A 13,775-nucleotide genomic window follows, 5' to 3' on the forward strand; every position below is an offset into this window, starting at 1 on the left:
TTGGTTTGGGTCGGCTGCATTTCCCTATAATGTTATAAGCATCGTAGTGGCTTTGATCACCGATGTGTTCGGCATGCTTGTTTTATTTCGAATGATGTTGAGTGATGCCTCACACTTAGTGGGCATCACTGATTTTAGTAACGTTAGTCAATGCAGTGCACTGCATCATCACCGAACCACTTTCTAGCGGTGGCAAGGGCTTTCGGATTGGGCTGGGTGTAGTAAACTACTAAGCTCCGTTTAGATCGCGTACTGCATACATAAAAAAGCTTGCGCGTTCTCGCAATAACAGATTCTGTTCCTGCCTCTTCGAAGATGTACTTGAAATTATATTTATTCCAGTTTCCATTATCTAAAACCACTAAGACATTATCGAATTGCGCGCCCTTTATCTTATGCTGAGTAGAGAATGGGGTGTATCCTTCCAAATATTTATGGAGATTTTGAAATTCAGAGAAGCATATTTGCGCAACACGATCATAAAGATATTTACTTCTGTTCATGAAGATTGAAAGCTTATCGTCTTTTTTGCATACCCCTAGATCGTTGGCCCTCTCAATCACTTCCGCGATTGGTCTATCGGACATTTCCCGAAGTTCGTCAACGATCTCCTGAAGACGTTTTTTGTCTTGGACAGATCTGATTTTTAATTCTGTCCGCTTAAGAAACTCGTTGTATTTTTTATCCTCATACAAACTAATTATATTTTGGATTTTAAACAAGTGACTTATTAAAGCGTCCCGCTTGCTACCAGCTTTGTTTGAGTTATGAGGCTCATCTTTTTTATCATCAATCAGCGCCTCTTTAGCAACGTAAATTCGCCTAAATGTCTCATAGGAGGTGGCAAGTGCGCGTTGATACAACTCTACGTTTTCATCTATGAAGGATTGCATTCCTTTGGTTGGCAATATGTCTTTCATCCTTTCTGAAAAGTTTATCGCCAGATAGTCAATTACTTCTCCAAATGTGAGCTCGGAAAAGTCCGCTTCCACTTTATTGTCTTTTATGAAATCTTTTATACGGTTCCGATAAGCAATTATTTTGTCCCCATCATAAATCAACATAAGTTCAGGGAAGCCCGCCTTTGGAGCAATAAGATTATGGGTTAAGTTTAGTTCCTTGTTTTCTTTGGTGTCTGTGAAGTCCCACCCAAGCATGTTCTTGACCGCGTCAAGCCGATTCTCTTTACCTTCGCTATAAATAAATTTTATATCCCCATCAATAACCTTACCATCAAGCATGTTGGGGGCGTTTTGATCGACAGACGCAATCTGTACTATACCGTCAGTTCTCAATCTATTTGCTAGTTCGTAAATCAATCTGGGGTTTCGTCGGTTTTGTTCTTTTTTTACTTCACTGACCAGCCCGAGTTGCAGATATTTATTTAGATCTCCGACCCCCTCGTCATAAATTGACTGCATCGAATCCCCGAAAAAACCGACAATACACTTCTTTTTGCTTTTCTGAAAATGGACTAAAAATATATCCGTTACTAATTCTGAAGTATCTTGGTACTCATCTATCAATATGTATTTAAATCGGTCTTTTGCAATATCGCTGAGCTTCGGGTATTCATTAAACATTTCGCAAGCTAATATAAGTAGCTCATCGTGCGAAATAATTGCCTCTCTTACAAGAGTGTATTCCTTATATGATACTTCTTTTCCTCTCAACGTCTCAGGATCAAACTTTTCGTCTGGGCTTTTTATTTTAATGGGCTTGTCACTTTGCAGTGAACGTATCAGAGTATCTATCAGCTCAGCTTTGTGCGGGCGAATTAGATCCCATAAAAACTCATGTATTGTTCCAACATGAAGATGTTGGTCACTGACACGGCTACGGATTTCTGCTACGGCAGCATTGGTATAAGTCATACATGCAATTTTGCTATGACTACTCTCACTCAAAGCTTGCCGTATAAATTGAACTAAAGAGTAAGTTTTACCGCTGCCTGCACCGCCACTTAACAAAAAATTCTTTCCCTGGTCGACCAAGTCAAAAATCTTCTGAACTTCTGGCTCTAAGCTTAGCCTTGTTTCAGCCATTGTAATGCCTCCCTGATGTATAAAGGAGTATTCCAATTCGAAAACTCCATCGAAACTTCTTTCACCGCTCCAGTTTGGAACTCGTTCACATCCAACTTGGCTATCGTGCTATTGAGTAAGATTTCCATAGCAAATGATGGTTTGCTTGTAATAGCATCTTCAGCGCATGTATAGGGGTCGGTTTCTCCCCGAGCAAAGCGTTTCAAGTGCGTTTGCACTAATGATGGAAATTTTGTGTCACCAATGAAGCTTGAGTGCTCATCGAATGCCAAGCTTTTTATGAAGGCTTTATTTGCGTGAAAGAAGGCGTCCTCAAAGCTTCTTGCATGATAGAGTTCTCCTTCTTTATTGGTCTCTACAGTTTGATAAGCGCAGAGCAAATTTCCATCAGGCGATAAATTCCAAGACGAATCATCTATTTTTTCTAGAGTTTTTTGACTTGTTTTCAGACTGCAATAAAATCCTAACTCATCCCTTTTATAGAAGAAGCGTAATGAGGCATTTGTGGTATTAGTGCCTTCAGCCACCCTGCATTTTTGAAGGCCAAACTTAATGTTGTTTTCTTTGTCTAGTTTGGGCTGCTTGTTTTTATCCAATAACGGAAGCATTGCTGAAGAGTCTATATCGGTAATGATTAGCGATCTGACCCCGATGAAATTAACAAATTTTTCAAAAATATGAGAGTAGGCACCGACCTCGATCATGGATATATTTTGTGATAAAAGTGGGATATTACTAATCGCTCCTGATTTTATCTCTTCTATTAAATCTTCTTGATCTATTTTCAGCATCATTGCTGGTAGTAATACACGCTCCGTATCACCTTCAATGAATACGGCTTTATCGGCGAAGAATAGCTCTGAGCGGTGAATTGTCAGATATTGTTTTAGGAAGGTGTAGTGCTGAGAGTCTTGATAGTAATCTTTAAGTGTTTTGAGATTCTTCGAAATAACGCCTGATTCGCTTTTTTTAAAGTATTTTATGTCTTCAAAATCGCTTTCGGAAACTATATATGATGAGTGCGTGCTCAAAACGGTTTGTAGATCTCGATGTATCCCATCTACCCTTTTAATACCTGGCTTTAGCAGGGTTTTAATATTCTTTATAAAGATCCTTTGCAGTTGTGGGTGCGTATGTGCTTCAGGCTCTTCAATAAAGAGTAGGTTAACATCGGATGGTGACTCATTTAGATCTTTGTGGAAGTCATGAAGCTTTAGTTTGATTTCGAATATCATACTGATTAGGTTTAGATATCCTAACCCGTTATAGTTTTCCGGCAGGTCGTGCTCATTGGTCCCGAGCCCATACATGACGGTGGTGTTTTCTTCGAGTAGATCTCTGTGTTGCAGCGATGACACAATCTTGATTACGGAATCGTTTTGGCTCATTCCGCCAAATCTTTTAACGTCGTTGATAACATCTTCGAATATCTTTTCGTAAACGACGTTTAATTTAGAGTCAGTGCTGGTTAGTGTGTCTTTAAACTCCTCTACTACTGACTCATCTGGATTGCTGGACTCTAATTTTTTGTAGATCTTTGCTGAAAGAAGAGAGAGTGAGTTATCTGTGTCCTTGTTGGATACATTCCTGCGAGCACTAATCCATTTGAAATTTATTATTTTCGAGATGTTTATGTTTTCAACATCAAGATCAACGAAGATGGTTTCATCTTCCTTATGTGCTTCAAGGTCATAACGTAGACTTCGGCGCGAAATGGAGAAGTATTTACTATGATTCTCTTTTAGATACTCGAATAGAGACTTCACAGGTTTGTTTTCCCCCGCTTTTTTCGCCGTTATCTTGTTGAAATCCTCAATTAATTTATATACATCTTCTTTGGTTGCTCTGTATTCAAACGCAAGAATGACAAACCTATTATTAGGATCTAGATCCATAATAACTTTGTCGCCGATATTCTCTAGATCATCTTTTTCATCGTACTCAATAAAAACTTTCAGTGTTACACCAAGCTGTCTGTCGTTTCTCTCTCTTCCTTCTACCACATTAAGTATTTGGTCTTTCAATTCGCTATTGAGGTCGTCGAATGTAAAGGTATTTTTCGTCGAACTGCTACCTATGAATTTTTCTAGGCAGAGGAGGAATGAAGTTTTTCCCGTGTTATTTTTTCCAATTATTACTGAAAGATCTTTCTCCAAATCAATGGATATGTTTTTGAGCAGCCTAAAGTTCTGTATGTTGATTTTTGTTACTCGCATAGCAGCATCCTTTCATTAGCGATACGTAAAAAACTCAAGCGGGTAGTTCGTAATATAGACAGAAATTGCGATTCGAATGCTCGCGCGCACGTCTACATTGAAAATAAATGTGACAGCGTAATCGGAGGCCGGCTAGCTGGCACGAAATGCCTTTGAAACACGCGTTCTGTTTTATTAATTTAAAAGGAATCAATGGGCGAGTTTAAATTCCAGGACACCAATCAATCGCAAGCCGAGAGGTGGACTATCCAGTTGAATTAAAAGCGTTATTTCTGTTTTCATGTGTTTTAATCAGGCTCGCTTCCCAAGATGGATGATCCCGCTCGCTGCCCCCTTGCCGTTCCTGCACGGTAGGCCGTGATGAAAGGGATATTGATTTCAGACCTCTGTGTTGAGCGATTGATAAGCCGATCGCCAGTGATAGTTCCGACATAGCGACCGTCTATGCCATAGACTTTTTTCACCTTTTATTGGACCAACTACCTTTTCGGATCCGCTGTACGCGGTATTCCCTTAGGCTTGCAAGGGCTTACCATATATTGGGCGATGATCCTATTTACTTTCTCGTTCTCTGATCAGGAAGCGCCTAACGTTTTTTTGTCGAAAAAATCTGTCTACTATGATGGTTTTATTTATTGCCTGAAAATGTTTTTTGTCAAAGCCAAGTTTGTCTAGAAGGTATAGATCAATAACTAGTTGCAGCTTGAGAGTTAGAAAAGGCAAGTTGGTGGCCGAAGCAGCTTCTGGGGGAGCTTTCCGGCTGTAATGTGTAAAGTAGTTTCTAGCGTCCGTAATATTTCTACAGATTTTGTTTGTGGACTCTTCGCTTTTGGGTGGGAAGAGTAGATCCTTGTATTTTTGTCTTAATACGATATTCCTTACTCTCAAGTTGTAGTCAACTTCGTTTTTTCGCTCTAGCTTTCTATGCAGAGCTTCTATTAATTGAGCTTTTAAAATGTATTTTGTATTGATATCCACATCATTGATTTGAGGCAAAAAATATAGAACTATTAAAGGAAGAATGTCGTCGTATATTTTGTTCCATGCATTGAACCTTGACTGTAAATTTTCGTGTCCATTTATGAACAGCGGTGTAACGACAGGTTGTTTTTTATCGCTGAAAAATGCAGGCCTGTAGTATATATCCCATATACCGTCCTGGTTAACAATTTGGGTTTTCTCTTGTAGCAAGATTCTGCCAGTTGCAAAAGATAAAAATGTTATCGCACGATGTAAGGTGACTTGCAACTCTTCAAGCGAGGCTGGAATCAAACTAGTTATAGTTGAAATCGAGTTGTTTGTTCCAGCTTGGTCAAGGCTCTCGTGATTAAAAACTATATTAAAGTCTGAATATTTTAAGATCGTTGTTTCTTGAGTGTTTTTATTAACAGGGTGATTATTGTCTTTGAACCAGGATTGCAATCCCTGAATTACGAATTTTAGCGAATTACCTTTCAAGCTTTCTTTATTTACCAGGTAAGAATCTCCTAGATACAAAATTGATGAGCTTAATATTGACGGTGAGATGTCACCTAGTCCGTGCATTTTGCTTAGATACATTGGATTGTGCATAGAAATTTTTTTCTTGTTATCGAGTATTCCATACACGGCGCTCTCGATCACACAATCGTCACGACTGAACGCTTTTTCCACCTCAACTAAAAATGAACCATCATTACTGACCGAGAGGTGCCCTGAAATCTTCGTGTCAGGCATTTCTGGTGTCCAGAACTGACCTGTCATCTTCCTGTGCGTTGCTGAGCTATCCATGCTTTGATTCGCTGTGCTAAGCCCGTCTGGATTGAGGGCGGATTGCACGAGTTTATAGCATGTTAGCGTTCTGCCACTATCCTCCTCTCTACCTACCTAGGTCTGTATGAAAAGTAATGTCGCAAACCCCGCATGGCACAGGCAAATGAGACCGTTGCGGCGAAACTTTTCGCGAGCTTGTCGAAGCGTTTAACGATGCGGCGGTTCTTCTTCAGCCGTCTGAACATGCGCTCAATAATGTTGTGCTGTCGGTATTTGGGGCGAACAAACAACCTGGGTAATCCCGGCAGAGGCTTTCGCTTCATGCTTCCCAACGGGATCACTGGCTGCATCCGCGAACGATTGCAGTAACGGCGCAAGGCCTCGGCGTCATAACCTTTGTCGGCAAACGGTCATCGACAGCGTTTGCGGGACCTCACTGACCGAATATTGCGACTTTCGCACCGTATGATTACCGTCAGTTTGTAGCCAATCGCAGTCCATCCTGACAGGCAGCTTCTGGCCGAATACAGTCTCTCAAGCAATAGAGACACCGCTTATAAACCAACAATAAGCGGCGTCTCTATCTACTTAGTACGGTGTAGCCCTAACTCAGAGCCCCTCCCTCAGCCCCTCTTCCACCCAACCCCAAACACACATCATCAATCACCGCTTTACCCATCTCCGCCAAAAAGTGCGAAGCCCAAGCATAGCGCTCCCCCTGCTCTTCCATAGCAGCATCCAGCGCTAGCTTCTTGGCGTAGAAAAGCAAAGTAGAGGCGTGCTCCAACGCCTGCTGCAAAGGCACGTCAGCATTCACGCGAAATACCTCTAATTCAGGATCGGCACAACTGCCAAAGGTGACAAAACCCAGTGTCTTGACTGAGGCTGAACTGCTCATCGGACACCTCCTACAACAGCCAGGAGACGGGTGTTACGAAGGGAAGATCCACACAGATTACGGGCGTACATGATTGAAACTCCCATATCGGTAATGAGAGCTGCCACCTTCGTTCTCAGGCGAGTGGGTGGCAGCTGTGCGCGGGCTGAGAAACCGGAGATACAGGAACCCGGCAGACCCGAAGGTCTCCCACGCACAGCCGCCATAACACGAATAGACGGGCACAAAAATGCGCCTGCATTCATGGGCGGGCGCTTGTGCGCCTGCATCTTACCGGGTTCTCAGGCCCGGTCGCTGATTTTGCAGCGACCGCAGCAGACTAGGCGGCTGTTCGCGTTAGAGCAATGGCTAAACCGTCGCCGGTTATGTCCAGGGCTTTTGCCCACAGGTATGCTCGGCACGTTATTGCAGATAAGGATATCCAGCCCCCCATGACCGCCCGCGAACAACTCCATCGCAATGGCTATACCCTGCTGCGCCAAGCCATCCCGCTCGACTGGCTGGCGGACCTGCGCGCCACCTTCGATGCCGGGGTAAAACCGTCGGATCAGTGGCCGGTGCCCCGTGGCTGGGACTGGCGCCATTCGCAGTTGGATACGGATGCACGGGTGCAGGCCCTGTGCCGCTTGCCCCAGGTGCTGGCCGTGGTGGGCGAGTTGATCGGCGAGCGTTTCTATCTGTCCCAGGTGGAGGGCCGTGAGCCCGTGGCCAGGGGCGGTCATCAGGTGTTGCACCGTGACTTGTCGGTGCAACGGCCGGGGGATGTGGTCAATGCCATCGCCTATCTCGACGACTACGGGCCGCACAACGGCGCGACGCGTCTGGTTCCCGGCAGTCATCGCCCCGGTGCGCAGGAGCCGCCGTTCGACTTCGCCGATGAATCCCGCGCGGTGCAGCTGTCCGGTGCTGCGGGGGACATTCTGCTGTTCGATGTCGATCTGGTGCACGGGGCCTGCCGCAACCCCAGTGGCGCGCGCCGGCGTTCGCTGCTGATCAGTTACTTTGCCGAGCCGCTGTACGCCAGCCAGCAGCAAACCGCGAGCCAGCGCAATGTTCAGATGGACACCCGCGAGCGCTTCGATCCCAAGGATTTGCCCTCGTGGGCTGAGGGCCCGCCCCCTGTCTTATGAACTCTGGATGATCAGGGCCCCGGCCATCAGGTCTTCGTCATCAATGCCTTGCTTCAATAGCAGATAGCCGGTTCCGCCGACCAAAATGCCCTTGTGCCCTGGAGCGGCCCTGTTCAGCCGGGAGTTGTTGATCTGCAGCACATAGTTCAAGCCTGGGCGTGTCTCTTGCCCCTGAATCCAGGCGGGTATTCCGGCGATCTTGGCCAGGCCGTTTTCGTCGCTGTCCTGCCCCGGATTTTCAATCACTGCGATTCGCCGCGCCGGGGTGATGGGCTGTCCGTAACCATCCACCTGTCGCGCCGCGGGCCTGTAGGCCAGCACCTTGCCGCCCTCTTGCATGGCCTGCTCGATGTAGGTGTCGCTGACGATTGAGTAAGGCGTAAACAGCGAAATCACCGGCTCGTCATTCAACTGCATGCCGGCAAGGTATCGATTGATAACGCTGGCCGGCAGGCTGGCAAGGTGCAGCAAGGGGGCGCCCGTCGAGTCGGTGGGCCAAGGGATGGACTCAGGCAGGTAGGGGTTGCCGCCGAGGTAGGCGGAGCCCTGGTCGGGGTCTTCGGGCAAAAACACTAGTTCGTTAAACAGGGGCTGTTCCTCTCAGGCGTGCCGTTGCCCAGGTGGTTGCGTGGGCGCGGGTCTTGGGGCTGCTTTCAGTCCGCAAGGCGGCTGGCCAGACGTTGCAGTGCCTGGGCCAGTTCCAGGGCCAGTTCTGCCGTCAGTTCCACGGGGTCGTTGTGTTCGGTGCAGGCCTTGAGATGAATGGCACTGCCCTGCTCTCTCCATAGGCGCACGGCGCCCTCGCTGCTCTCGACATAATCCGTTGTGCGCTCAGCCGGTATGTTCATTCACCTTGTGCGTAGGCGGTGGCCAGTTCCAGCAGGCGGGTGAAGTTGGCGATGGCGAAATACAGGTCATCGCGGGTGTCGCCGTCCCATTCTTCGACGGCTTCGCGGGCGGCTTTGAGTGAGGCAATGCGGGTTTTGATCTCGGCGATTTCCGCCGCGCCGCATTGTCTGGAGATGAGTTCCCAGCCGATCGGGGAGATGTTTTGCTGGATGCTAAGGCCTTCACGGGCTTGTTCAATCAGCGCTGTCAGTTTGCTCATGGGGGGTGTCCTTAAGAGGCTGGGGATTTGCTGGCTTCCTTGCCGGGCATGCGCATGCGTTGTGCCTTGGCGCCCAGGCGGCGGATGGTAACCCACTCGCGCCTCGCCCGGCGCGGGTTGTACACGATGGGGTTTTTATCCCGCCTGTTGCCTCGGGTGCTTGGCAGCGCCGCACGGGTCGGCTTCAATGAGCGCCCCTTTTCATGTTCAGGAGCTAGAAGGATGCAGCTTTATTACCGTTGGGCGGCCGCATGGGTCATGGCGTGGGTACTGGGAATCGGGCTGGCCCAGGCCGAGGAACGGCCACAGGTGGCGGACAAGATCCTGGCCTACACCGGGCCACACGGGGTGAAGGTCTGGACCCTGCGCATCGGTGAGCGCAGCGCCCATCAGGCGCTGGTGCAGGTGGAAGACGCCGACCACGACTGGAACATGCGCATTCAGAAAATGAACGTGGAACAAACCGACCGCGACACCCGTTACTTCACTCAGGTGGACAGGCAGAAGTTCGTGGTGCTGCTGCTTCAGGAAGGCTATGGCGAGCTGCATCTGCCGGGCGAGGCCAAGCCGCTGAAGGTGGGTTATGACAGCAACCTGTCCAGCTATGGCGATGCCCAGGCGTTTCTCAATGAGTACCTCAAGGCCCAGTAGAGCCTCTGGCGGGCGCTGTGGGTGCAGCGCCCGCGGATTCAAGGGTGGTCGCGGCCAGAGGGCGGCGACCGCGTTGCTGGGAACGCCTTACTGGGGAGGTGACTGTGGCGTTTTTGGGGCTGCTTCGCAGCCCAGCGGGAGCAAGCTCCCTCGCCACAGATCATCAGCGTGAGTCCCTTGTGAGGCGTTGTGGTTTGACCTAGCTGTAAATCTCCTTAGCGCAGATCGAACCGGTCCAGGTTCATCACCTTGTCCCAGGCGGCGACAAAGTCCTTCACGAACTTCTCTCCCGCATCCGCCGCTGCATACACCTCGGCCAAAGCCCGCAGTTGCGAGTTGGAGCCCAGCAGCAGGTCGACCCGGGTACCGGTCCATTTGTATTGCCCGGTGGCGCGGTCGCTGCCCTCGTACAGCTCGCGGGCCTCGGACTGGGGCTTCCATTGGGTGCCCATGTCCAGCAGGTTGACGAAGAAGTCGTTGCTCAGGGTGCCCGGGCGCGCGGTGAACACGCCGTGGGGCGCTTGCCCGACGTTGGCCCCCAGCACCCGCAGGCCGCCCAGCAGCACAGTCAGTTGCGGGGCGGTCAGGGTCAGCAGCTGCGCCTTGTCTATCAGCAGGGCTTCGGCGGTGACGCCGCTGACCGGCTTGAGGTAGTTGCGAAAGCCATCGGCCACGGGTTCGAGCACGGCGAAGGATTCGACGTCGGTCTGTTCCTGGCTGGCGTCCATGCGCCCCGGGGCGAACGGCACTGTGATGCTGTAGCCGGCATGGTTTGCCGCCCGTTCCACCGCCGCGCAACCGCCGAGGACGATCAGGTCCGCCAGGGACACGCGTTTGCCACCCGTCTGCGCGTTGTTGAAGGCGCTCTGGATGGCTTCCAGGCCTTGCAGCACCTGGGCCAGTTGCTGCGGTTGGTTGACCTCCCAGTCTTTTTGCGGGGCCAGGCGAATCCGTGCGCCGTTGGCGCCGCCGCGCTTGTCCGAGCCGCGGAAGGTCGAGGCCGAGGCCCAGGCGGTGGACACCAGTTGCGCCACGGACAGGCCGGAGTTGAGGATCTGGCCCTTGAGCTGCTGGATGTCCTGGGCGTCGATCAGTGGGTGGTTCAGCACCGGAATCGGGTCTTGCCAGATCAGTTCCTCGGCCGGTACTTCCGGGCCCAGGTAGCGGGCCCGGGGGCCCATGTCGCGGTGGGTGAGTTTGAACCAGGCGCGGGAGAAGGCGTCGGCCAGTTGCTCGGGGTGCTGGTGGAAGCGCCGGGAAATGGCCTCGTAAGCCGGGTCGAAGCGCAGCGCCAGGTCGGTGGTGAGCATCGACGGCGTGCGGCGTTTATTCGGGTCGTGAGGGTCGGGCACGCTGTCGGCCCCGGCGCCGGCCTTGGGTTGCCATTGGTGGGCGCCGGCGGGGCTGGTGGTCAGTTCCCATTCATAGCCGAACAGGTGGTCGAAGAAGTCGTTGCTCCAGCGGGTCGGGGTGGTGGTCCAGATCACTTCCAGGCCGCTGGTGATGGCGTCGCCACCAACGCCCGTGCCGAAGCTGCTGCGCCAGCCCAGGCCCTGCTCTTCCAGGCCGGCGGCTTCCGGTTCCGGGCCGACGTGGGTCGCAGGGCCAGCGCCGTGGGTCTTGCCGAAGGTGTGGCCGCCGGCGATCAGGGCCACGGTTTCTTCATCGTCCATGGCCATGCGGGCGAAGGTTTCGCGGATGTCCCGGGCCGCCGCCAGGGGGTCGGGGTTGCCGTTGGGGCCTTCCGGGTTGACGTAGATCAGGCCCATCTGCACCGCCCCCAGGGGGTTCTCCAGTTCGCGGTCGCCGCTGTAGCGCTGGTCGCCAAGCCAGGTGGTTTCACTGCCCCAGTAGACGTGGTCGTCCGGCTCCCAGACGTCCTGGCGGCCACCGCCGAAGCCGAAGGTTTTAAAGCCCATGGATTCCAGGGCGACGTTGCCGGTGAGGATGATCAGGTCGGCCCAGGAGAGCTTGCGCCCGTACTTCTGCTTGATCGGCCAGATCAGCCGCCGCGCCTTGTCCAGGCTGACGTTGTCCGGCCAGCTGTTGAGCGGGGCGAAACGCTGCTGCCCGCCCCCGGCGCCGCCGCGGCCATCGGCGATGCGGTAGGTGCCGGCGCTGTGCCAGGCCATGCGGATGAACAGCGGGCCGTAGTGGCCGAAGTCCGCCGGCCACCAGGGTTGGGAGTCGGTCATCAAGGCCAGCAGGTCGCGCTTCACGGCGGCCAGGTCCAGGGTCTTGAATTCGGCGGCGTAGTCGAAGTCCTCGGCCATCGGGTCGGACAGCTGCGAGTGCTGGTGGAGGATCTTCAGGTTCAGTTGGCCGGGCCACCAGTCACGGTTGCTGGTGCCTTCACCGGCGGTGTGTTTGAACGGGCACTTGGATTCATTGGACATGGATCACTCCTTCGGTCATCGAAAACCTGCCGCTCGACGTTGGCCCCGGGTTGGACAACCGTGTGAAAAGCGTAGTGAAGGACAAGCGAAGGTAAAAATAGCTTCGCTTGATGACCCTGCCAGAAAAAAACCATGACCGGTGTCAGGCCCCAAGCGGGCGCCCTGCCCCCTGCCGGAGCCTGTTCATCCCTTTGCGAGTGCTGTCCGGGCATGCTCAGCGGCGCCTGAGCCAGGCACCGCCGATCGTGAACCGCCGCTCAGTCCTGGGCGTCGAGGCGGCGCCGGGTGTCAGCATCGATCTGCTGGCGCAGGGCCTGGAACAACGGGCTGGCATCGGTGTAGCGGCGGCCGTAATCGAGGTTGAAGCCGTAGTCGAAATCCGCCGGGTTCTGGCCCTGGGTGTGTTGCAGCAGGGTTTCCAGCTTGTCCAGGGCCTTGACCGCGCGCGCCTCGGTGCTGGCGGCGCCTTCGTATTCGTCCCACAGCTCCAGCAGGCGCTGGCGGGCCGGGGCGTCCAGGGCCCGGGCGAGGTATTGCAGATCGTCGCGCTCCTGTTGGCTCTTGTCCGGGTGGGCGGCCTGGGCCACCGCCGGGATGTCGCCATGGATGGCTTCCCCCAGGTCGTGGACGATGCACAGCTTCAGCACCCGCAGCAGGTCCAGGTCCCCCAGTTGGTCTTCGAACAGCAGCGCCATCAGGCACAGGCGCCAGCTGTGCTCGGCGGTGCTTTCCTGGCGGCCGCTGGAGGTGTGGGCGCTGCGCAGCACGTCCTTGAGTTTTTCCGCTTCACGGAGAAAGTCGAGACGGCCGCTGAGAAGTTCGGGGGTCATGGACAAGCCTGCTGCACGTGAATGAGGCCCGCGCCGTGGGGCGGCGGGCGAAGGCTTGCCAGACTAGCCAGCGGGCAGCAACCGGTCCACGGATAAAATATGCGTGGCGAGCCTCGACAAGCGCGTCAGAGGGTTTCCACCAGCCGCACGGCGTTGCCGTCGGACAGGTTGAGGCGGGTCCAGCGGCACTGGCTGGGGGCGATGGGCACGATGGCCGAATCGTTGTGGCCGCTGAAGAATTCCAGGGACTGCGGCGCCAGCACTTCGCGCCAGCCCAGGTCATCCAGGGCGGCTTCCTTGCGCACGATTTCCTCGGTGCAAAAGCCCCACAGCGATTGGCCCAGCAGCTCGCTCAAGGGCACGCCGAACTGTGCGGCGCGGGTCGGCGAACAGGCCAGCAGGCGGTGGGTCAGGTCGCACACCAGGTGCACGGCGCGCGGGCTGTCATTCACCAGCCGTGCCAGGGCCTGATCGGCAGCGGCGCTGAGGTTGGCCGCCAGCAGGTGCTCCAGGCGCGTACGCTCCGCCGGTTCCATGGCCTGCCGGCCGTTTTCCCAGCGGGAAATGCTCGACTGCGCCACGCCGAACAGCTCGGCGGCGTGCTGCTGCTTGACCCGGTGCAACAGGCGCCAGCGCCTGAGGGCCAGGCCCAGATGGGGTGAGGTGAACAGGGCTGCGGACATGGCGTGAGCGATGCAAGTCAAGGGGCTGGCAGTTTCGCAGCCACAGCCCTTGGCGGGCAACCGGTG

The 13,775-nt window shown here is 52.9% G+C and carries 12 protein-coding genes and 1 pseudogene; 2 read left to right on the forward strand and 11 right to left on the reverse strand.

The features are described from left to right. Positions 1 to 143 precede the first annotated feature (143 nt). The 5 genes and pseudogenes from J5M73_RS21455 to J5M73_RS21475 form a co-directional block, all read right to left on the reverse strand. Positions 144 to 2,045: a UvrD-helicase domain-containing protein gene (locus tag J5M73_RS21455; RefSeq protein WP_102864525.1), complete on the reverse strand. Its 1,902-nt coding sequence runs from the start codon at positions 2,043 to 2,045 to the stop codon at positions 144 to 146. Continuing rightward, entirely contained in the window at positions 2,027 to 4,261 is a 2,235-nt protein-coding gene (locus tag J5M73_RS21460) for an ATP-dependent endonuclease (protein WP_207816096.1), read from the reverse strand. Before J5M73_RS21460 ends, J5M73_RS21455 begins: the two co-directional genes overlap by 19 nt. A 552-nt stretch (positions 4,262 to 4,813) precedes the next feature. Then, the gene (locus J5M73_RS21465; protein WP_146036426.1) at positions 4,814 to 6,031 is read right to left on the reverse strand and encodes a HEPN domain-containing protein; all 1,218 of its coding nucleotides are present in this window, start codon (positions 6,029 to 6,031) and stop codon (positions 4,814 to 4,816) included. 92 nt (positions 6,032 to 6,123) lie between these two features. Next, a pseudogene (locus tag J5M73_RS21470) lies at positions 6,124 to 6,447 on the reverse strand (transposase); the annotation flags it as partial. 170 nt (positions 6,448 to 6,617) lie between these two features. Then, positions 6,618 to 6,911: a DUF3077 domain-containing protein gene (locus J5M73_RS21475; RefSeq protein ID WP_102864523.1), complete on the reverse strand. Its 294-nt coding sequence runs from the start codon at positions 6,909 to 6,911 to the stop codon at positions 6,618 to 6,620. 431 nt (positions 6,912 to 7,342) lie between these two features. Between J5M73_RS21475 and J5M73_RS21480 the strand changes: the two genes are divergently transcribed. Next, positions 7,343 to 8,041, forward strand: coding sequence for a phytanoyl-CoA dioxygenase family protein (locus J5M73_RS21480; RefSeq protein ID WP_102864522.1), 699 nt, complete (start codon positions 7,343 to 7,345; stop codon positions 8,039 to 8,041). On the opposite strand, the gene J5M73_RS21485 is transcribed toward J5M73_RS21480, so the two are convergent. The 3 genes from J5M73_RS21485 to J5M73_RS21495 form a co-directional block, all read right to left on the reverse strand. After that, on the reverse strand, positions 8,036 to 8,608 hold the full coding sequence (locus tag J5M73_RS21485; protein ID WP_207816097.1) for a DUF1963 domain-containing protein: 573 nt from the start codon (positions 8,606 to 8,608) through the stop codon (positions 8,036 to 8,038). The genes J5M73_RS21480 and J5M73_RS21485 overlap by 6 nt on opposite strands. Positions 8,609 to 8,694: 86 nt before the next feature. Continuing rightward, positions 8,695 to 8,835, reverse strand: coding sequence for a hypothetical protein (locus tag J5M73_RS21490; RefSeq protein WP_243433882.1), 141 nt, complete (start codon positions 8,833 to 8,835; stop codon positions 8,695 to 8,697). A gap of 50 nt (positions 8,836 to 8,885) precedes the next feature. Further along, entirely contained in the window at positions 8,886 to 9,149 is a 264-nt protein-coding gene (locus J5M73_RS21495; protein WP_102864520.1) for a hypothetical protein, read from the reverse strand. Between the two features lie 222 nt (positions 9,150 to 9,371). Here J5M73_RS21495 and J5M73_RS21500 point away from each other — a divergent pair, with 222 nt between their 5' ends. After that, entirely contained in the window at positions 9,372 to 9,800 is a 429-nt protein-coding gene (locus J5M73_RS21500) for a hypothetical protein (protein ID WP_102864519.1), read from the forward strand. A gap of 215 nt (positions 9,801 to 10,015) precedes the next feature. On the opposite strand, the gene katG is transcribed toward J5M73_RS21500, so the two are convergent. The 3 genes from katG to J5M73_RS21515 all read right to left on the reverse strand — a co-directional run bounded on the left by katG (position 10,016) and on the right by J5M73_RS21515 (position 13,709). Beyond that, positions 10,016 to 12,196 carry a catalase/peroxidase HPI gene (katG, locus tag J5M73_RS21505; RefSeq protein WP_207816100.1) on the reverse strand — a complete coding sequence of 727 codons (2,181 nt, stop codon included), beginning with the start codon at positions 12,194 to 12,196 and terminating at the stop codon, positions 10,016 to 10,018. A gap of 257 nt (positions 12,197 to 12,453) precedes the next feature. Continuing rightward, positions 12,454 to 13,026, reverse strand: coding sequence for an HD domain-containing protein (locus J5M73_RS21510; protein ID WP_060838973.1), 573 nt, complete (start codon positions 13,024 to 13,026; stop codon positions 12,454 to 12,456). Positions 13,027 to 13,151: 125 nt separating this feature from the next. Further along, complete coding sequence (locus J5M73_RS21515; protein ID WP_180988604.1) at positions 13,152 to 13,709, reverse strand: helix-turn-helix transcriptional regulator; 558 nt, start codon at positions 13,707 to 13,709, stop codon at positions 13,152 to 13,154. Between the last annotated feature and the right edge of the window lie 66 nt (positions 13,710 to 13,775).

The organism is Pseudomonas sp. 50_B (genome assembly GCF_017491625.1).
Classification (GTDB): domain Bacteria; phylum Pseudomonadota; class Gammaproteobacteria; order Pseudomonadales; family Pseudomonadaceae; genus Aquipseudomonas; species Aquipseudomonas danubii.

Coding starts and splice junctions, on each gene's coding strand:
- J5M73_RS21510 (WP_060838973.1), bottom strand. CDS start 13,026: ATGACCCCCGAACTTCTCAGCGGCCGTCTCGACTTTCTCCGTGAAGCG.
- J5M73_RS21495 (WP_102864520.1), bottom strand. CDS start 9,149: ATGAGCAAACTGACAGCGCTGATTGAACAAGCCCGTGAAGGCCTTAGC.
- J5M73_RS21460 (WP_207816096.1), bottom strand. CDS start 4,261: ATGCGAGTAACAAAAATCAACATACAGAACTTTAGGCTGCTCAAAAAC.
- J5M73_RS21500 (WP_102864519.1), top strand. CDS start 9,372: ATGCAGCTTTATTACCGTTGGGCGGCCGCATGGGTCATGGCGTGGGTA.
- J5M73_RS21475 (WP_102864523.1), bottom strand. CDS start 6,911: ATGAGCAGTTCAGCCTCAGTCAAGACACTGGGTTTTGTCACCTTTGGC.
- J5M73_RS21465 (WP_146036426.1), bottom strand. CDS start 6,031: ATGGATAGCTCAGCAACGCACAGGAAGATGACAGGTCAGTTCTGGACA.
- J5M73_RS21515 (WP_180988604.1), bottom strand. CDS start 13,709: ATGTCCGCAGCCCTGTTCACCTCACCCCATCTGGGCCTGGCCCTCAGG.
- J5M73_RS21455 (WP_102864525.1), bottom strand. CDS start 2,045: ATGGCTGAAACAAGGCTAAGCTTAGAGCCAGAAGTTCAGAAGATTTTT.
- J5M73_RS21480 (WP_102864522.1), top strand. CDS start 7,343: ATGACCGCCCGCGAACAACTCCATCGCAATGGCTATACCCTGCTGCGC.
- katG (WP_207816100.1), bottom strand. CDS start 12,196: ATGTCCAATGAATCCAAGTGCCCGTTCAAACACACCGCCGGTGAAGGC.